Source organism: Pseudomonas sp. LAM2023 (assembly GCF_016620375.1).
Lineage (GTDB): Bacteria > Pseudomonadota > Gammaproteobacteria > Pseudomonadales > Pseudomonadaceae > Aquipseudomonas > Aquipseudomonas anuradhapurensis.
Genome location: NZ_JAENHV010000036.1, coordinates 555,251 through 572,490, shown reverse-complemented (window position 1 = coordinate 572,490; position 17,240 = coordinate 555,251). Strand labels below are relative to the sequence as shown.

The window sequence follows — 17,240 nt, the reverse complement described above, 5'->3', positions numbered from 1 at the left end:
TCTCATATCTTCATAGGTAATGAACGCAGGCTTTGTGGGCCTTTGTTCGGGTTTTACCTCGGTGCGGGCTCACCACCCGCACCTCGGCTTACTGCAGGTACAACGCTTTGTATCAGGTACCGCTTTGCAGCAGCATGTTACGTACGTGACCGATTGCCTTGGTCGGGTTCAGACCTTTAGGGCAAACGTTGACGCAGTTCATGATCCCGCGGCAGCGGAATACGCTGAACGGGTCATCCAGGGACGCCAGGCGCTCCTGGGTCTTGGTATCGCGGCTGTCGGCCAGGAAGCGATAGGCCTGCAGCAGTGCAGCGGGGCCCAGGAACTTGTCCGGGTTCCACCAGAACGACGGGCAGGAAGTCGAGCAGCAAGCGCACAGGATGCACTCGTACAGGCCGTCCAGCTTGTCGCGGTCTTCCGGCGACTGCAGGCGCTCGATAGCCGGCGCCGGCGTGTCGTTCTGCAGGAACGGCTTCACCTTCTCGTACTGCTTGTAGAAGATGCTCATGTCGACGACCAGGTCACGAATGACCGGCAGGCCCGGCAGCGGGCGCAGGATCAGCTTGTTGCCCTTCACCACCGCCGACAGCGGGGTGATGCAGGCCAGGCCGTTCTTGCCGTTGATGTTCATGCCATCGGAACCGCAAACGCCTTCACGGCACGAGCGACGGTAGGAGAACCCTTCGTCCTGCTCCTTGATCAGTGCCAGCACGTCCAGCACCATCAGGTCCTTGCCGCCGGTGTCGACCTGGAAGGTCTGCATTTTCGGCGCGGAATCGGTGTCCGGGTTGTAACGATAAACTTCGACTTGCAACATAGCGGCCACCCTTAGTAAGTCCGGACTTTTGGTTCGAAGGCTGGAACAGTCTTCGGCGCAAAGTTGACGCCACGCTTGGCGACGCGCTTCTCACCCGGGTAGTACAGGGTGTGGCACAGCCAGTTTTCGTCGTCACGGTCTTCGTAGTCTTCACGGGCGTGAGCGCCGCGGGACTCTTTACGGGCTTCGGCCGCGATGGCGGTAGCTTCGGCGACTTCCAGCAGGTTCTGCAGCTCCAGTGCCTCGATACGCGCGGTGTTGAAGGCCTTGGACTTGTCGTTGATCTTGACGTTGGCGATACGGTCACGCAGACCGGCCAGCTGCTCGATACCCTTCTGCATGTATTCGCCAGTACGGAATACACCGAAGTAGTTCTGCATGCAGCTCTGCAGCTCGCGCTTCAGGCTGGCAACGTCTTCACCGGTGGTGCGCTCGTTCAGCTTGTTCAGGCGGTTCAGGGCAACATCGACGTCGGTGTCGCTGGCGTCGCGGTATTCCACGCCTTCGGTCAGCGCCTTCTCCAGGTGCAGGCCGGCAGCACGGCCGAACACCACCAGGTCGAGCAGCGAGTTGCCGCCCAGGCGGTTGGCACCGTGCACCGATACGCACGCCACTTCACCTACGGCGAACAGGCCTGGGATGATCTGGTCGTTGCCTTCGGCGTCCATGGTAATGGCCTGGCCGTGAATGTTGGTGGCAACGCCGCCCATCATGTAGTGGCAGGTAGGGATGACCGGTACCGGCGCGACCACAGGGTCGACGTGGGCGAAGGTCTTGGACAGTTCGCAGATACCTGGCAGGCGGCTGTGCAACACCTCCTCGCCCAGGTGGTCCAGCTTCAGCAGTACGTGGTCCTTGTTCGGGCCCACGCCGTTGCCGGCGATGATTTCCTTGACCATGGAACGGGCGACCACGTCGCGGCCAGCCAGGTCTTTGGCGTTCGGCGCGTAACGCTCCATGAAGCGCTCGCCGTGGGCGTTGATCAGGTAGCCACCTTCACCGCGGCAACCTTCGGTGACCAGTACGCCGGCGCCAGCGATGCCGGTCGGGTGGAACTGCCACATTTCGATGTCCTGCACCGGTACACCGGCACGCAGGGCCATGCCCACGCCGTCACCGGTGTTGATCAGGGCGTTGGTGGTGGAGGCGTAGATACGGCCGGCACCGCCAGTGGCCAGTACGGTGGCCTTGGACTTGATGTACAGGGTTTCGCCGGTTTCGATGCAGATTGCGATCACACCCACGAACGCGCCGTCCTGGTTCTTCACCAGGTCTACGGCGTAGTACTCGTTGAGGAAGGTGGTGCCGGCTTTCAGGTTGCCCTGGTACAGGGTGTGCAGCAGCGCGTGACCGGTACGGTCGGAAGCGGCACAGGTACGGGCGGCCTGGCCACCTTTACCGAAGTCCTTGGACTGGCCACCGAACGGACGCTGGTAGATACGACCGGTTTCGGTACGCGAGAACGGCAGGCCCATGTGGTCCAGCTCGAAGACCGCAGCCGGGCCTTCCTGACACATGTATTCGATAGCGTCCTGGTCACCGATGTAGTCGGAGCCCTTGACGGTATCGTACATGTGCCAGCGCCAGTCGTCGTTCGGGTCGGCCGAAGCGATGGCGCAGGTGATGCCGCCCTGGGCGGATACAGTGTGCGAACGGGTCGGGAAGACCTTGGTGACCACGGCAGTCTTGTGGCCGCCTTGAGCCAGCTGCAGCGCAGCGCGCATGCCGGCACCGCCGCCACCGATGATGATGGCGTCGAAAGAAATGGTTGGAATGCTAGCCATGGATCAGATACCCCAGAGAATCTGCACACCCCAGACGAAGTAAGCGAACATCGCAACGCCGCATACCGCCTGGAACAGGAAACGAATCGCAGTTGCCGACTTGCCGAACGACATTGGCGTCAGGTAGTCGGTAGCGATGGTCCACATGCCGACCCAGGCGTGAGCGCCCAGGGCAACGAGGGCCAGCAGACTGAAGATCCGCATCGCGTTGTTGGAGAACAGACCATGCCACTGGGTGTAGTCGATGCCTGGGTGGGCGACCACGTAGCCGATCAGGAACAGGAAGTAAGCCGCGAGAACGACCGCAGAGACGCGCTGCGCCATCCAGTCATAGAGACCCGAACGCGACAGGTTCGTGACATTGGTTACCATACCCAAACTCCCACCAGAACGATCAGCACCACGGAGATGACGATCACGATTTTCGAGCCCAGCTTGCCGCCTTCCAGCGTCTCACCGATACCCATGTCCATGATCAGGTGACGCACACCTGCCACGAGGTGATAAAGCAGGGCGGACAGCAGGCCCCAGGTCACGAACTTGGCCAGCGGGCTGGTCAGACACGCCTTCACCTCACCGAAGCCTTCCTCGGAACCCAGCGACTTGCCCAGTGCATAAAGCATGATGGCAAGGCCGAGGAACAGGATGACGCCGGAGATACGGTGCAGGATGGACGTGTACGCAGTGACGGGGAGCTTGATGGTCCTTAGGTCTAGGTTTACAGGTCGTTGGCTTTTCACGGCTTTTTTCACACTGAAGAGCCCCTAGCGAATCAGGGCAAAGTTGTTGGTAAGTGTACTGGTCAGGTACCCACCACCCAGGGAACGGCGACCCCCAGCAGTTCGGGCTTGCAAGCCCCTGGCGGTCGGGTTGCGAGTATAGACAGTTAGGCTGCTTATGACAACGTGACGGGGTAGCCCAAATAGCGCATTGCCTTTAACGGACAAAAGGCGTAAATGGGCGAGAATTTCGTGAAAAACCAGGCCTCAATGCCTGTTTCAACAAGCCTTTAGGCAAATTGACATCTGAATTTATCCCTCTATAGTGGTGCGGGCCCTGCGTGGGGGGTCTGTCTGATGATTTCAAGCATTAATAGGAGGCCACATGGCTGACAAAAAAGCGCAGTTGGTCATCGAGGGCGCTGCCCCCGTCGAGCTGCCCATTTTAACCGGCACCGTTGGTCCTGATGTAATCGACGTCCGCGGGTTGGGGGCCACTGGTCACTTCACCTTCGACCCAGGTTTCATGGCGACTGCCTCGTGCGAGTCGAAGATCACCTACATTGACGGCGACAAAGGCATCCTGCTGCACCGCGGCTACCCGATCGAGCAGCTCGCCGAAAAGTCCGACTACCTCGAAACCTGCTACCTGCTGCTCAACGGTGAACTGCCGAATGCCGAGCAGAAGGCCCAGTTCGTCAGCACCGTGAAGAACCACACCATGGTTCACGAGCAGTTGAAGTCGTTCTTCAACGGCTTCCGCCGCGACGCCCACCCGATGGCGGTAATGTGCGGCGTGGTCGGTGCCCTGTCGGCGTTCTATCACGACTCCCTGGACATCAATAACCCGCAGCACCGCGAGATTTCCGCGGTACGCCTGGTCGCCAAGATGCCGACCCTGGCCGCGATGGTTTACAAGTACTCCATGGGCCAGCCGATGATGTACCCGCGCAACGACCTGTCGTACGCGGAAAACTTCCTGCACATGATGTTCAACACCCCGTGCGAGATCAAACCGATCAGCCCGGTGCTGGCCAAGGCGATGGACCGGATCTTCATCCTCCACGCCGACCACGAGCAGAACGCCTCCACCTCCACCGTGCGCCTGGCCGGTTCGTCGGGTGCCAACCCGTTCGCCTGTATCGCCGCCGGCATCGCCGCACTGTGGGGCCCGGCCCACGGCGGTGCCAACGAAGCGGTACTGACCATGCTCGATGAAATCGGCGATGTCTCGAACATCGACAAGTTCATCGCCAAGGCCAAGGACAAGAACGACCCGTTCAAGCTCATGGGCTTCGGTCACCGCGTGTACAAGAACCGCGACCCGCGCGCCACCGTGATGAAACAGACCTGCGACGAAGTCCTGCGCGAGCTGGGCATCAACAACGACCCGCAGCTGGAACTGGCCATGCGCCTGGAAGAGATCGCCCTGACCGATCCGTACTTCATCGAGCGCTCGCTGTACCCGAACGTCGACTTCTACTCGGGGATCATCCTCAAGGCGATCGGCATTCCGACCAGCATGTTCACCGTGATCTTCGCCCTGGCACGTACCGTGGGCTGGATCTCGCACTGGAAAGAAATGCTCTCCAGCCCGTACAAGATCGGCCGCCCGCGCCAGCTGTACACCGGCGAGCAGAAGCGCGACATCGTTGCGCTGCAGGACCGCAAGTAAGCTTCGCCAGCCGAACGCAAGAAGGCTGCCCTCGGGCAGCCTTTTTTATTTCCGCTCGACGCGATGCGGCTTTGTAGGAGCGGCCTTGTGTCGCGAAAGGGCTGCGAAGCAGCCCCGGCAATATTGCGGTAAGCCTAAGATCCCAGGGCCGCTCCTCAGTTTTTCTCAGCCCGCTCGCGCAACCCTTTCAGGGTATTGAACGGTGCATCGACCACGAACTTGTTGGCCACCATCGCCGGCACGCTACCACCCGGCTCGGTGTGCACCTGATAAGTCACTTCCGTGCTGTCACCCTTGGGCACCAGCCTCCAGAAGCCTTCGACCTTCGCTACCCGCACAAAACCTTTCTCTTCCGGGATGTAGGTCGGCTCTTCCTTCAGGTTGCGCACCAGGCTGCCGTCAGCCTCCTTGACCGTGGTCACATGCAGCACCGAATCGCGCGGCGTCACCGGCCAAGGCGTATTGAACTGGGTATAGGTCCAGACCTGGCCATTCTCCTGCTTGAGCACCTTCTGCGTCTTGCATTCGTGAATCCACGCACAAGCCCCGACTACGTCCTCCTGCAACGCCTGCACCTTCGCCAGCGGCGCCTTGATCACGGTGACGCCTTGATAGGCCTTGTACTTGGAACCGGCCACCTCACTGAGAGAAACCTTGATCCCCTCCTCGTCCTTGGCCACCTGCCAGTTCTCGGCCCAGGCCGCAGGGGACAGCACAACACCCAGGCCACACAGCAGTGCAATACGCTTGAACGATCTCATCATGTTTATCCTTGTTGTCGAAGATCCAGCCTTCACGCCGCCGTCATCTGCTCCCACCAGCCAAGAATCCTGATCGCCTCGTCACGGTCACTGCCGCACACCTCGACATCCGCCTGGAAACCGCCACACACTGCGGGCCGCTCGGGCTTGCCGAACAGGTCACAAAGGTTGTCGACGGTCAGGTGCAGGCAGCGCTCGCCGGCCGCCTTGCCATTCGGCATGCGCGGCATCGCAGAGCTGATGGACGGGGCAATGCAGCAGGCACCACAACCCTCACGGCATTTCATGGCTGTTCACCAAAATCAGGACTCCCTGGAACAAAACGGGACGAACGTCCCTGGATAGTAACCGCTCAAACAGGCGTTTGAAATTGCTGGCAGGATGAAATCTGCCATGACCCAGCAGTCAGTTTGGCCGCTACTGACGGTACTCGAAATCAATGGCAGCCCCTTCCACGTCACGACGGCTGTCATTGCGCAGCTGCAGCTGCATCTCGTTGTTGATCAGCCGGCCATTGAGCTGGAACGGGCTGTCGTCGGTCTCTGGCTTTTCTGTGAACAGTGGCGGCAGCAGGGGCTGGCGCCGCTGGATCGGTGAAGGGCTACCGACTTCCGGCTGCAGCTTGTCGACCATTTCGGCTGGCAGGCTGAGGTCGAGCCTGGCCTTGGGCAGTGGCTTGGCAACGGCCTGGCTCACCGGCTTGCGGGCTGGCCTGGCCTTGCTGTTGGCAGCCTTCTTTGCCGCTGGTTTGTGCACGGGCCTGGCCTGCGCCTTGGGCGCCGGCTTGCCTTGGGCCGCCTGCCCCTGGCTTGCCGGCTGCGCAGCCTGGCCTGTGCCAAGGTAGCAGAGCGGAGCAAGGCACAAGATCAAGGCAAAACGGCGCAAAGCATTCATGGCAAATGGACAGACTGGCAGGAAAAGTGCGTATGCTCCCTGTTCCGCAGGCGCGTGGCAAGCCTACAGAAGCGCAGCCGCCGGCTCACGACACAACTGCTGGGCCAACAGCCCAAGGGTAATCACCGCGCGCTCGGCTTCCTTGTTCCACGGGATGCCGCAATTAAGGCGGATACAGTGGTTGAACTGTTCGGTATTACTGAAGATCAGCCCCGGCGCAATGCTGATACCCTGCTCCAGCGCGCGCACATGCAGTTCCTGGGTATTGACCCGCCCCGGCAAGCTCACCCACAGGATAAACCCGCCCGTCGGCCGAGTCATCTGGGTGCCCTCGGGGAAATGTTGCTGCACCGCCAGCTGGTAGGCACTGAGGTTCTTGCGGTACTCCTGGCGAATGTAACGCAGGTGCCGGTCGTAACCGCCATTCTCCAGGTAGGCCGCCACCCCCATCTGCGTCACGCTGCAGGCCGAGTGGGTGGTAAAGGTTTGCAGGCGCTGGATTTCGTCCTGATAGCGCCCGGCTATCATCCAGCCAACGCGCACCCCCGGGGACAGGGTCTTGGAGAAGCTCGAACAGTAGATTACCCGGTCCAGCCGGTCGAACGCCTTCAGCGCCTTGGTCTTGCCCTGCTCGAACATCAATTCGCCGTAAATGTCGTCCTCGACGATCTGGATATCGAAATCCGATGCCAGGCGCAGCAACTGCTTCTGCCGCTCTTCCGGCACGGTGCCGCCCAGTGGGTTGCTCAACCGCGCCGTCAGCACCAGCGCCTTGATCGACCACTGGTTGGCCGCCAGCTGCAACGCCTCGAGACTGATGCCGGTGGACGGGTCACTGGGAATCTCGATCACCTTCAGGCCCAACAGGTCAGCCAGTTGCAACAGGCCGTAATAGGTGGGCGACTCGGCGGCGATCAGGTCGCCAGGGCGGGTCAGCACGCGCAACGACATCTGCAACGCATCGACGCAACCATGGGTCACGATCACTTCACGTGGGTCGACCAGCACGCCGGCATCGCGCATGCGGATGGCGATCTGCCGGCGCAGCGGTTCGAAACCGGGGCTGAACATGTAGCTGAAGGCACGCGGGCTGTGAAAGCGCGTCACCTTGGCAATTTGCTGGTGCAAGGCACGGACCGGCAGGTAATCGACATGCGGCACGGCGGCACCGAACGGGAACACCCCGTCGCGGCGCGCCTCGGTCAGCACTTGCTGGATGATGCTGGCGCGGGTCACCAGGCCGGGGCGCTCCACGCGGGCGATGTCCGGCGTCTGCGCGGTCAGCGCCGGAGTCTGGTGCACGTAGTAGCCGGACTGCGGCCGCGCACGGATCAACCCCTGGTCTTCGAGGTTGGCATAGGCCTGCAGCACCGTGGCATGGCTGACGTTGAGCTGGGCGCTCATCTTGCGCACGGAAGGTACGCGCTCGCCTGGCTGGTAGACACCGCGACGGATGTCATCGGCCAGTTGCTGGGCGATACGCTGGTACAGCAGCAGGTTGGTCATGGCTGGCTCTCGACGCGCGGACGGACTCGTTGTTCTTGTGTCGCTCACTGAGGGTAGAGAATACCGTAACAGTTGCAAAGTGTACGGGGACAGATCGCAAGATAGTCAACAATACAGTTGCGTGACAGTGATAAACATTGAAATCCGGGGGCATCGACGAAAAGCCGGGGTTGCCTTGCAGCGATCGCCGGCAAGCCGGCGCCCACAGGGATTGCACAGATCTCACCCCCTGTGCAATTCCTGCGGGAACCGGCTTGCCGGCGATGGGCCGCAAAGCGACCGCCTTGACAGGTTTCAGCGCGCCGGTGCGAGCCTGCCCTTGTCATCGGAGAACACGATCTCCACCCGGCGGTTCTGCGCCCTGCCCCGCTCCGAGGCATTGGCCTCGATCGGGTACTGGTCGCCATAGCCCTCGACCTGCAGGCGCTTCTCGTCAATACCCAGGTCGACCAGCATGTCAGCCACGGCCTGCGCCCGGTCACGCGACAGATTCAGGTTGTCCTCGGCCGTGCCGGTGCTGTCGGTATAGCCTTCGATCCGTACCACCCGGCGCGGGTTGAGTTGCAGGAACTGCACCAGCTTGAGCACGGTGCGGCTGGCCGAGTTCTTCAGGTCGGCACGGCCGGTGTCGAACAGCACGTCACTCAAGGTCATCACCAGGCCGCGATCGGTCTGCTCCGAGGCCAGCGCGGCAATCTGCGATTCGATCCACTTGCCCTGCTGCTGCACACTGGCCAGCTTGGCCTCGCGCAAGGCCAGCTGCAGGCGCTGGCGCTCCAGGTCGAGCTTGGCCTGGCGCTCCTGGTTCAGCGCCAGCTTGGCATGCTCGCTGGCAATCTCGCTGTAGCGCTGGCTGAGATAGGCGTAATGGCGCACGTCGGCACCGGTGCCAATGTAGCTGGACAGGCGCTCGGCACGGGCCAGCGACTCGCCTGCGCGGATCACGTCGCGCGGGGCACTGCGCAGCACATCGGAGTTGTCCTTGACCTGCTGGAAGGCGGCGCTGGCTTCATCCAGTGCGGCACTGCTGCGCTGGCTGGCGCAACCTTGCAAACCTGCCGCCAGCGCCAGCACTGCCAGCGCGGCCATTGGTGCACGGCGGCTCATGGCTGCACCTCCAGCTGCTTGCGCAGGCGCTTGACCCGCGACTGCAGCAGCTGCAGCTGCTCTTCACTCTTCTGGTTCAGCACCTGGGCTTCGGCCAGGCGCGCATCCAGCTCGGCCTGCTCGGCGCGCATGCGCGCATCGCGGTAGTCTTCGGTGAGCATGTTGGTCTTGGCCCGGGCCAACTTGTCTTCGGCCAGCTTGAGCGCTTCGACCTGCTCGGTGGCACCGACGGCCTTGGCCTGCTCCAGCGCCTGCTCGGAAATACGCATCTGCTCGACAGGAGCCGGATCGTTGGCGCAGCCAGCCAGGCCGAGCACGGCCAGGGCAAGGATTAGTGGTTGGGTTCTCACGCAATCTTCCTAGTGTTTGGGGGCGTCCGAGGGCACCTGCAGCTGTGCTTTCCAGCGCTCGACATTACGCTGCAGCACGGTCTCGGACGCACCGGAGATCGGCAATTCTGTCAGTTTTTTTGCCAATTGCCCACGCAACCAGCTGTCATTGCAGGCGGAATTATGCGACACGGCCAGGTACAGCCCTGGCCGGTCCACCGGCAGGCCGCGGGCAATCAGCTGGTTGCTCATGCCCAGGCTCTGCACCATCGCCATGCCCGCATAGCGGCCCGCGAGCACATAGTCGACCTGGCCAAGCACCAGCTTCTGGAATGCCTGGGTCAGGTTCTGCGCCGGCACCAGCTTCAGCTGCGCCTTGACGAAAGCACTGAAGGCCGGCGTCAGCCGTGCATGCTCGGACACACTGCCCTGGTACCTGGCCAGATCCGCCGGGCCATCGAACACCAGTTCGGCATCGTGACGGGTCCACACCAGGTATTCGTTGAGCTGCAGGGGTGGGTGGAGGTAATCGAGCGCGGTCAATTGCTCCACCTGCATCGGGGCGTCGAGCAACAGGTCCATGCGCCCGCTGCGCACCTCTTCCAGCGCCTGGTCACGACGGCCGGCGTTGAGTACCTCCAGCTTCAGCCCCAGCTCCTCGGCCACTTGGCGCAGCAGGTCGACATTGGCGCCGATCAGGTGTTTCGGGTCGTTCGGGTCTTGCCATGAATAGGGCGGCGCATCGGGGCTGCCAGTGGCCACCAGGCGTTCACACTTGCCGGCCGCCATGGCCAGCGGCGCCAGCAACGCCGCCATGCATGCCAGCACCCTGCCCGTTCCGCGCAACGTCATCCCTCACTCCTCAGCCCATAAAAAAACCCGACCCTCGAAACGAGGGCCGGGTTCTTTATAAGTGAAGCAGGCGGATCAGACCAGCTTTTCCAGCTCCGGAACCGCTTCGAACAGGTCGGCGACCAGGCCGTAGTCGGCAACCTGGAAGATCGGTGCCTCTTCGTCCTTGTTGATCGCCACGATCACCTTGGAGTCTTTCATGCCGGCCAGGTGCTGGATCGCGCCGGAGATACCGACGGCGATGTACAGCTGCGGCGCAACGATCTTGCCGGTCTGGCCGACCTGCATGTCGTTGGGCACGAAGCCCGCGTCGACCGCGGCGCGCGAAGCACCGACGGCAGCGCCGAGCTTGTCGGCCAGGCTGTACAGGTGCTTGAAGTTGTCACCGTTGCCCATGCCACGGCCGCCGGAGACGACGATCTTGGCAGCGGTCAGTTCCGGGCGGTCGGACTTGGCCAGCTCTTCGCCGACGAAGGCCGAGATGCCGGCGTTGTGCGCGGCGCCAACTGCTTCGACGGCAGCCGAACCCCCTTCGCCCGCCACGGCGTCGAAGCCGGTGGTACGTACGGTGATGACCTTGATGGCGGCGCTCGACTGCACGGTGGCAATGGCGTTACCGGCATAGATCGGGCGCTTGAAGGTGTCGGCGGACTCGACCGAGATGATCTCGGAGATCTGGTCCACGTCCAGCAGCGCGGCAACGCGCGGCAGGATGTTCTTGCCGTTGGTGGTGGCCGGGGCCAGCACGTGGCTGTAGCCTTTGGCCAGCTCGACGATCAGCGGCGCGACGTTTTCCGGCAGGGCGTGTGCATAGGCTGCATTGTCGGCAACCAGCACCTTGGCCACGCCAGCGATCTTCGCAGCAGACTCGGCAACGCCACCGACGTTGTGGCCAGCGACCAGCACATGGACATCACCACCGATCTTCGCGGCAGCAGCAACAGTGTTCAGGGTGGCCGGGGCTACGGCACCGTTCTCGTATTCAGCGACAACCAGGATAGTCATTTAGATTACCTTCGCTTCGTTCTTCAGCTTCTCGACCAGTTCGGCCACCGATTTGACCTTGATGCCAGCGCTGCGGGCAGCCGGTGCTTCAACCTTGAGGGTCTTGTTGGTGGAGGCGAGGGAAACGCCCAGCGCATCTGGAGTAACGGTTTCCAGCGGCTTTTTCTTGGCCTTCATGATGTTCGGCAGCGACGCGTAACGTGGCTCGTTCAGGCGCAGGTCGGTCGTGACGATGGCCGGCAGGTTCAGGGCCACGGTCTGCAGGCCGCCGTCGATTTCACGGGTGACGTTCAGCTTGTCGCCAGCCACTTCCACCTTGGAGGCGAAGGTGCCCTGGGCAAAGCCGGTCAACGCCGCCAGCATCTGGCCGGTCTGGTTGTTGTCACTGTCGATGGCCTGCTTGCCGAGGATGACCAGTTGCGGCTGCTCCTTGTCGACAACGGCTTTCAGTGCCTTGGCCACGGCCAGGGAGTTCAGTTCGTCGGCGGCTTCGACCAGGATGGCGCGGTCGGCCCCCAGGGCCAGGGCGGTACGCAGCTGCTCCTGGGCGGTGGCCGGGCCGACGGAGACCACGACGATCTCGCTGGCAACGCCCTTTTCCTTCAGGCGCACGGCTTCTTCCACGGCGATTTCGCAGAAGGGGTTCATGGACATCTTGACGTTAGCAAGGTCGACGCCGGAGTTGTCCGCCTTGACGCGAACCTTGACGTTGTAGTCGACCACTCGTTTGACAGCTACAAGAACCTTCATGGATTCCTCGTTACTCTCCGGTGAATAGATAGTCGCCTGGGGTCATTGCCCGGCGATGCGCGTGGGTACAAGGGCACCTCTAAAAACGTACCGGGAGGCAGTAACTTGAGAGTGACCGAACAGTCGTGTCCGGACGCTTGCGTCAAATACTCACGGGTCATTTTCTGTCGTGGCGTGTAAACTCCACTACAAACCGGCCGGAGGCCGCAGAACCCTGCTCCACAGCTGGTCTTTAGAGGTGTACCTGCGCCCGGCTGCAAGCCTACGGCGAACGTAAAACCGCTCGTATCTTGACCGTAACACCCAATCCGGTCAATACGGCAAATGGGTCATCCTCCAGCCGCGTTCCTGCGATTTTACTGGCCTGCGGCAAATTCAAACAAACGTTTGTATTGGACCCGCCAAGTGGTGTAGATATAATGCGCGGCCAAGACAAAACGGTGTAGTCCGTCATTTGCCCAGCTACAGTTCCGCCGTTGCGTAGAACCGCTGCGAATGCCCCCGCGCACCCATAAGACCCAGCAACAGCACGAGCCTTGATGAGTAGGAGAGAACCAGTGGAACGCGAGTACATGGAATTCGACGTGGTCATCGTCGGCGCCGGCCCGGCAGGCCTGTCCGCCGCCTGCCGCCTGAAGCAGAAGGCCGCCGAAGCCGGTAGCGAAATCAGCGTCTGCGTGGTGGAAAAAGGCTCTGAAGTCGGCGCCCACATCCTCTCTGGCGCGGTGTTCGAGCCCCGCGCCCTGAACGAGCTGTTCCCCGACTGGAAAGCCCTCGGCGCGCCGCTGAATACCGAAGTGAAGCGCGACGACATCTACGTGCTCAAGGATGCTGGCAGCTCGACCAAGGTGCCTGACCTGTTCGTGCCCAAGACCATGCACAACCAGGGTAACTACATCATCTCCCTGGGCAACCTGTGCCGCTGGCTGGCCCAGCAGGCGGAGAACCTGGGCGTGGAAATCTACCCGGGCTTCGCTGCCCAGGAAGCCCTGTTCGATGACAACGGCGTAGTCCGCGGCATCATCACCGGTGACCTCGGCGTCGACCGCGAAGGCAACCCGAAGGACGGCCTGTACACCCCGGGCATGGAACTGCGCGCCAAGTACACCCTGTTTGCCGAAGGCTGCCGTGGCCACATCGGCAAGCAACTGATCAAGCGCTTCAACCTCGACAGTGAAGCCGACGTCCAGCACTACGGCATCGGCCTGAAGGAAATCTGGGAAATCGACCCGGCCAGGCACGAACAGGGCCTGGTGGTGCACACCGCCGGCTGGCCCCTGGATGTAATGGCCAAGGACAACACCGGTGGTTCGTTCCTTTATCACCTGGAAAACAACCAGGTGGTGGTCGGCCTGATCGTCGACCTGTCCTACGCCAACCCGTACCTGTCGCCGTTCGATGAATTCCAGCGGCTGAAGCACCACCCGGTGATCAGCCAGTACCTCGAAGGCGGCAAGCGGATCAGCTACGGCGCCCGCGCAATTGCCAAAGGTGGCCTGAACTCGCTGCCGAAGATGGTGTTCGATGGCGGCGCGCTGATTGGTTGTGACCTGGGCACCTTGAACTTCTCCAAGATCAAGGGCAGCCACACCGCGATGAAGTCCGGCATGCTGGCGGCCGAAGCGGTCGCCGATGCGCTGGCCGCCGGCAGCGAAGGCGGCGACAAGCTGAACGGCTACGTCAGCGCCTTCAAGGCCAGCTGGTTGTACGAAGAACTGTTCGCCAGCCGCAACTTTGGCGCAGCCATCCACAAGTTTGGTCCGATCCTCGGTGGTGCGTTCAACTATGTCGAGCAGAACTGGTTCGGTGGCAAGCTGCCGTTCACCCTGCACGACACCAAGCCGGACTACGCCTGCCTGAAGCTGGCGGCCGACTCGCAGAAGATCGACTACCCGAAACCGGACGGCAAGCTCAGCTTCGACAAGCTCAGCTCGGTATTCCTCTCCAGCACCAACCACGAAGAGGAACAACCTTGCCACCTGAAGCTGACCGACCCGAACATCCCGATCGCCAGCAACCTGCCGCTGTACGACGAGCCGGCGCAGCGCTATTGCCCGGCAGGTGTGTACGAAGTGGTCAGCCAGGAAGATGGCAGCAAGCGCTTCCAGATCAACGCGCAGAACTGCGTACACTGCAAGACCTGCGACATCAAGGACCCGGCCCAGAACATCACCTGGGTTACCCCTGAAGGCGCTGGCGGGCCGAACTACCCGAACATGTAAGCCCCTGCCCTTGCGTTAACGAAAAGCCCCCGGTTCTCACGAGCCGGGGGCTTTCTGTTTTACCTGTCCCCTGGCGCTGCTGGCCCGTGTATGGGCGGCCTCGTGTCGCGATGGGGCGCGCAGCGGCCCCGGCAGTCCGTGCTGCTGCGCAGACCTTGGGGCCGCTGCGCGCCCCATCGCGACACAAGGCCGCTCCTACAGGCACCGCGTCGGCAGGAAGTCGGGCTCACTCAACGGCAACGGCTCACGACGCCCGAAATAGAGCGCCGTCAGCAACCCCACCGCGCCCATGATCAGGCAAAACCCGGCACACACCCACGGGCTCCACGACATCAAGGCAATCAGCGCCAGCGGCGTGGTGCTGGCCCACAGCGCATAGGCCACGTTGTAGGTGAAGGAAATACCCGACACACGGATCTCGGCCGGGAACAACCCGACCATCACCGACGGCACCACCCCCACCACGCCGCAGCACAGGCCGGCCAGCGCATAGGCCAGCCAGGTCATGCCCCACTGCCCTACCAGGCTGGCATACAACACGCCGATACCCAACGGCAGCAGCAGGCTGTAGAGCATCAGCGCGCGCCAGGCGCCAACGCGATCGACCAGCAGGCCGGCCAGCACGCAACCGATATTGAGGAAGACGATACCCACGCTGCTCAGGGCGAAGGTGTGCCCGGCCGTCATGCCAAAGCGTTGCTGCATCACCGTCGGTGTAATCACCACCAGCACCACCACGGCGGAGGTCAGCACACAGGTCAGCAGCGCCGCCGGGATCAACGCCCGCCGGTGTTCGCCCAACACCCGCCGCAGCGGGAAGCTCACCGGCTGTTGCTGGCGCGCACGCAAGGCAAGGAACACCGGGGTTTCGCTGAGCCAGCGGCGCAGCCACACACCGATCCCACCAAACACCCCACCCAGCAGGAACGGGTAGCGCCAGGCATAATCGAGAATTTCCTGCGCGGTGAACAGCTGCGCCAGCAGGGTCGCAGTCAACGCCCCCAGCAGGTAACCGAAGGTCAGCCCGGCCTGCAGGAAGCCCAGGGCATAGCCACGCCGCCCGGCGGGCGCGTGCTCGGCGACGAAGGTCCAGGCACTCGGCACTTCGCCGCCCACCGCCGCGCCCTGCAGAATACGCAGGGCCAGCAGGATCAACGGCGCCGCATAGCCGATGTCGGCGTAGGTCGGCATCACCCCGATCAGCAGGCAAGGCAGGGCCATCATCAGGATACTCAGGCTGAAAACCCGCTTGCGCCCAAGATGGTCGGCAAAGTGCGCCATCAGGATGCCACCCAGCGGCCGCGCCAGGTAGCCAGTGACGAAAATCCCGAAGCTTTGCAGCAGGCGCAGCCATTCGGGCATTTCAGGCGGGAAGAACAGCTGGCTGAGGGTGAGCGCAAAGAACACGAAAATGATGAAATCGTAGATTTCCAGCGCGCCGCCCAACGCCGCCAGGCCCAGGGTCCGGTGGTCGCCGCGGCTGAACCGGGGCGGGTAAGCGGTATCGTTGGCAGTCATGGCAGGGTCCGCACATCGGCAAAGGGCGAGAGGATAGCAAATCGCTGTCCCCTTGCCCCGCCCACGGCAGCGCTAGCGGCTGAACACCGTGTAGGAGAAGTTGACGCGCCCCAGGGATCGCCCCGGTGTCGCTGACAGGGTGCCCGGCAGCGGCAGCTTACCCACCTGCAGCGGCGTATCGATGATCGCCATGAACGCCTCCAGCGCATCGTTATCGGGCACCTGCGGCAGGCTCAGGCTGACCGCCTGGCGCTCGCTGGATGGCACCGATGGCACTGCCAACTGGGTGGTGTGATACAGCAGGGCATGCTGGATCTGCGGGCTGACGCGGCAGAAGCGCTCCAGGTCGACCCCGGCATGGCTGGCCAGCTCGATATTGCCCAGCAGCAGGTGAAAAGGCTGCAGGGCACACAGCACCAGGCGCTGCAGCTCCTCGAAGCTGTCCACGGGGGCGATCCGGTAATAGCCCAGGCCATTGAGCAGCCGTTCCAGTTGCAGGCGCTGGCACGGGTTTGCGTCGGCGATGAGGATGCGCAGGGTCTTGTTTGCCATGGTCGGGCCTGGGCAGTGGGTAATGGGTAGGCTCCATGACCATACTGCGCCAGTGGCGGCTACTGCCAGGTCCGAGCCTGGCAGGGGTCTTCTTTGATAGAAGCCGGGAACAATGCAGAAATCAAGTGACGGGCCGATGGATTTTTTCATTCGCCGGCCACCCGGCAATCAGCATTCCCATTCGCGCATGCGCACCCGGCAGTGCTTCATGGCGTTGACAATGTGCTTTTCCACCAGGCTGCGGGAAATGCCCAGGCGCTCGGCAATCTGCTTGTGCGACAGGCCATCGAGCTTGCGCAGCAAGAAGCAGTCACGGCAGACCTTGCCCAGTTCATCCAGGGCACGCTGCATCAGCGCCAGGCGCTGGTCGAGCTGCAGGTCATGCGCCGGCGCCGGGGTGTGCCAGCGTTCATCGCTGTCCAGCACCTCCAGCGGCTCGGCCTGGCGTACCAGGTGCCGCCGGTGGCGGTCGACCAGCAGGTTGAGCGCGGTGCGGTAAAGGAAGGCACGCGGGTGCTCGATGCGCTCGCCGTCGGTGCGTTCCAGCACGCGCAGGTAAGCATCGTGCGCCACATCCTCAGCGGCCTGGCGACTGCCCAGGCGCGCTGAAAGGAAGCCCACCAGTTCGCGATAGTAATGTTCCACGACGTTACCTGAGATGGTTCTGCCAGCTTGGTCGAAAAGGCCTTTCAGGCAGCTGCAGGACCCAGTGATATCAACCTGCGATCTTACAAATTATAATGATTCTC

The 17,240-nt window shown here is 62.4% G+C and carries 18 protein-coding genes; 2 read left to right on the top strand and 16 right to left on the bottom strand.

Translation table 11 applies throughout. From position 1 onward, the window contains the following. Positions 1 to 112: 112 nt before the first annotated feature. The 4 genes from JKP78_RS22310 to sdhC are packed head-to-tail and all read right to left on the bottom strand — an operon-like array spanning position 113 to position 3,353. Positions 113 to 817: a succinate dehydrogenase iron-sulfur subunit gene (locus JKP78_RS22310; protein ID WP_011534752.1), complete on the bottom strand. Its 705-nt coding sequence runs from the start codon at positions 815 to 817 to the stop codon at positions 113 to 115. An 11-nt stretch (positions 818 to 828) separates the two neighbouring features. Next, positions 829 to 2,601, bottom strand: coding sequence for a succinate dehydrogenase flavoprotein subunit (gene sdhA / locus JKP78_RS22305; protein ID WP_186674795.1), 1,773 nt, complete (start codon positions 2,599 to 2,601; stop codon positions 829 to 831). 3 nt (positions 2,602 to 2,604) lie between these two features. Continuing rightward, entirely contained in the window at positions 2,605 to 2,973 is a 369-nt protein-coding gene (sdhD, locus tag JKP78_RS22300; protein WP_003254214.1) for a succinate dehydrogenase, hydrophobic membrane anchor protein, read from the bottom strand. Then, entirely contained in the window at positions 2,967 to 3,353 is a 387-nt protein-coding gene (gene sdhC / locus JKP78_RS22295) for a succinate dehydrogenase, cytochrome b556 subunit (RefSeq protein ID WP_012315350.1), read from the bottom strand. The genes sdhD and sdhC overlap by 7 nt, the downstream gene beginning before the upstream one ends. A gap of 352 nt (positions 3,354 to 3,705) precedes the next feature. Here sdhC and gltA point away from each other — a divergent pair, with 352 nt between their 5' ends. Next, positions 3,706 to 4,995 carry a citrate synthase gene (gene gltA / locus JKP78_RS22290; protein WP_170030856.1) on the top strand — a complete coding sequence of 430 codons (1,290 nt, stop codon included), beginning with the start codon at positions 3,706 to 3,708 and terminating at the stop codon, positions 4,993 to 4,995. A 155-nt stretch (positions 4,996 to 5,150) separates the two neighbouring features. On the opposite strand, the gene JKP78_RS22285 is transcribed toward gltA, so the two are convergent. The 9 genes from JKP78_RS22285 to JKP78_RS22245 all read right to left on the bottom strand — a co-directional run bounded on the left by JKP78_RS22285 (position 5,151) and on the right by JKP78_RS22245 (position 12,199). Beyond that, positions 5,151 to 5,759: an START domain-containing protein gene (locus tag JKP78_RS22285; RefSeq protein ID WP_186688248.1), complete on the bottom strand. Its 609-nt coding sequence runs from the start codon at positions 5,757 to 5,759 to the stop codon at positions 5,151 to 5,153. Between the two features lie 29 nt (positions 5,760 to 5,788). Then, a complete protein-coding gene (locus tag JKP78_RS22280) occupies positions 5,789 to 6,043 on the bottom strand; it encodes a YkgJ family cysteine cluster protein (RefSeq protein WP_186688250.1) in 255 nt (84 codons plus the stop codon). A gap of 130 nt (positions 6,044 to 6,173) precedes the next feature. Next, the gene (locus JKP78_RS22275; RefSeq protein ID WP_186688252.1) at positions 6,174 to 6,650 is read right to left on the bottom strand and encodes a hypothetical protein; all 477 of its coding nucleotides are present in this window, start codon (positions 6,648 to 6,650) and stop codon (positions 6,174 to 6,176) included. Between the two features lie 63 nt (positions 6,651 to 6,713). After that, positions 6,714 to 8,156 (bottom strand): aminotransferase-like domain-containing protein, encoded by a 1,443-nt coding sequence (locus JKP78_RS22270; RefSeq protein WP_025339975.1) that lies wholly within the window; start codon positions 8,154 to 8,156, stop codon positions 6,714 to 6,716. A 294-nt stretch (positions 8,157 to 8,450) separates the two neighbouring features. Continuing rightward, positions 8,451 to 9,263, bottom strand: a complete 813-nt coding sequence (locus JKP78_RS22265; protein ID WP_200627649.1) for an OmpA family protein — start codon at positions 9,261 to 9,263, stop codon at positions 8,451 to 8,453. After that, positions 9,260 to 9,613: a DUF4398 domain-containing protein gene (locus JKP78_RS22260; protein ID WP_170030864.1), complete on the bottom strand. Its 354-nt coding sequence runs from the start codon at positions 9,611 to 9,613 to the stop codon at positions 9,260 to 9,262. Before JKP78_RS22260 ends, JKP78_RS22265 begins: the two co-directional genes overlap by 4 nt. Before the next feature lie 9 nt (positions 9,614 to 9,622). Continuing rightward, on the bottom strand, positions 9,623 to 10,444 hold the full coding sequence (locus JKP78_RS22255; RefSeq protein WP_170030866.1) for a substrate-binding periplasmic protein: 822 nt from the start codon (positions 10,442 to 10,444) through the stop codon (positions 9,623 to 9,625). A 75-nt stretch (positions 10,445 to 10,519) separates the two neighbouring features. Then, positions 10,520 to 11,449 carry an electron transfer flavoprotein subunit alpha/FixB family protein gene (locus JKP78_RS22250; protein ID WP_170030868.1) on the bottom strand — a complete coding sequence of 310 codons (930 nt, stop codon included), beginning with the start codon at positions 11,447 to 11,449 and terminating at the stop codon, positions 10,520 to 10,522. After that, complete coding sequence (locus JKP78_RS22245; protein WP_015271101.1) at positions 11,450 to 12,199, bottom strand: electron transfer flavoprotein subunit beta/FixA family protein; 750 nt, start codon at positions 12,197 to 12,199, stop codon at positions 11,450 to 11,452. A gap of 539 nt (positions 12,200 to 12,738) precedes the next feature. Here JKP78_RS22245 and JKP78_RS22240 point away from each other — a divergent pair. Further along, positions 12,739 to 14,421: an electron transfer flavoprotein-ubiquinone oxidoreductase gene (locus JKP78_RS22240; RefSeq protein ID WP_186688258.1), complete on the top strand. Its 1,683-nt coding sequence runs from the start codon at positions 12,739 to 12,741 to the stop codon at positions 14,419 to 14,421. Between the two features lie 195 nt (positions 14,422 to 14,616). Here JKP78_RS22240 and JKP78_RS22235 read toward each other — a convergent pair whose 3' ends face one another. From JKP78_RS22235 to JKP78_RS22225, 3 genes are all read right to left on the bottom strand, one after another. Next, positions 14,617 to 15,939: an MFS transporter gene (locus JKP78_RS22235; RefSeq protein ID WP_200627647.1), complete on the bottom strand. Its 1,323-nt coding sequence runs from the start codon at positions 15,937 to 15,939 to the stop codon at positions 14,617 to 14,619. 72 nt (positions 15,940 to 16,011) lie between these two features. Continuing rightward, positions 16,012 to 16,491, bottom strand: coding sequence for a histidine kinase (locus JKP78_RS22230; protein WP_186688264.1), 480 nt, complete (start codon positions 16,489 to 16,491; stop codon positions 16,012 to 16,014). Between the two features lie 168 nt (positions 16,492 to 16,659). Then, positions 16,660 to 17,136: a sigma-70 family RNA polymerase sigma factor gene (locus JKP78_RS22225; RefSeq protein WP_200627645.1), complete on the bottom strand. Its 477-nt coding sequence runs from the start codon at positions 17,134 to 17,136 to the stop codon at positions 16,660 to 16,662. Between the last annotated feature and the right edge of the window lie 104 nt (positions 17,137 to 17,240).

Bases quoted from the DNA above. Each gene is read 5' to 3' on its own strand.
- JKP78_RS22310 (WP_011534752.1), bottom strand. From the start codon at position 817: ATGTTGCAAGTCGAAGTTTATCGTTACAACCCGGACACCGATTCCGCG.
- sdhA (WP_186674795.1), bottom strand. From the start codon at position 2,601: ATGGCTAGCATTCCAACCATTTCTTTCGACGCCATCATCATCGGTGGC.
- sdhD (WP_003254214.1), bottom strand. From the start codon at position 2,973: ATGGTAACCAATGTCACGAACCTGTCGCGTTCGGGTCTCTATGACTGG.
- gltA (WP_170030856.1), top strand. From the start codon at position 3,706: ATGGCTGACAAAAAAGCGCAGTTGGTCATCGAGGGCGCTGCCCCCGTC.
- JKP78_RS22285 (WP_186688248.1), bottom strand. From the start codon at position 5,759: ATGATGAGATCGTTCAAGCGTATTGCACTGCTGTGTGGCCTGGGTGTT.
- JKP78_RS22280 (WP_186688250.1), bottom strand. From the start codon at position 6,043: ATGAAATGCCGTGAGGGTTGTGGTGCCTGCTGCATTGCCCCGTCCATC.
- JKP78_RS22275 (WP_186688252.1), bottom strand. From the start codon at position 6,650: ATGAATGCTTTGCGCCGTTTTGCCTTGATCTTGTGCCTTGCTCCGCTC.
- JKP78_RS22270 (WP_025339975.1), bottom strand. From the start codon at position 8,156: ATGACCAACCTGCTGCTGTACCAGCGTATCGCCCAGCAACTGGCCGAT.
- JKP78_RS22265 (WP_200627649.1), bottom strand. From the start codon at position 9,263: ATGAGCCGCCGTGCACCAATGGCCGCGCTGGCAGTGCTGGCGCTGGCG.
- JKP78_RS22255 (WP_170030866.1), bottom strand. From the start codon at position 10,444: ATGACGTTGCGCGGAACGGGCAGGGTGCTGGCATGCATGGCGGCGTTG.
- JKP78_RS22250 (WP_170030868.1), bottom strand. From the start codon at position 11,449: ATGACTATCCTGGTTGTCGCTGAATACGAGAACGGTGCCGTAGCCCCG.
- JKP78_RS22245 (WP_015271101.1), bottom strand. From the start codon at position 12,199: ATGAAGGTTCTTGTAGCTGTCAAACGAGTGGTCGACTACAACGTCAAG.
- JKP78_RS22240 (WP_186688258.1), top strand. From the start codon at position 12,739: ATGAGTAGGAGAGAACCAGTGGAACGCGAGTACATGGAATTCGACGTG.
- JKP78_RS22235 (WP_200627647.1), bottom strand. From the start codon at position 15,939: ATGACTGCCAACGATACCGCTTACCCGCCCCGGTTCAGCCGCGGCGAC.
- JKP78_RS22230 (WP_186688264.1), bottom strand. From the start codon at position 16,491: ATGGCAAACAAGACCCTGCGCATCCTCATCGCCGACGCAAACCCGTGC.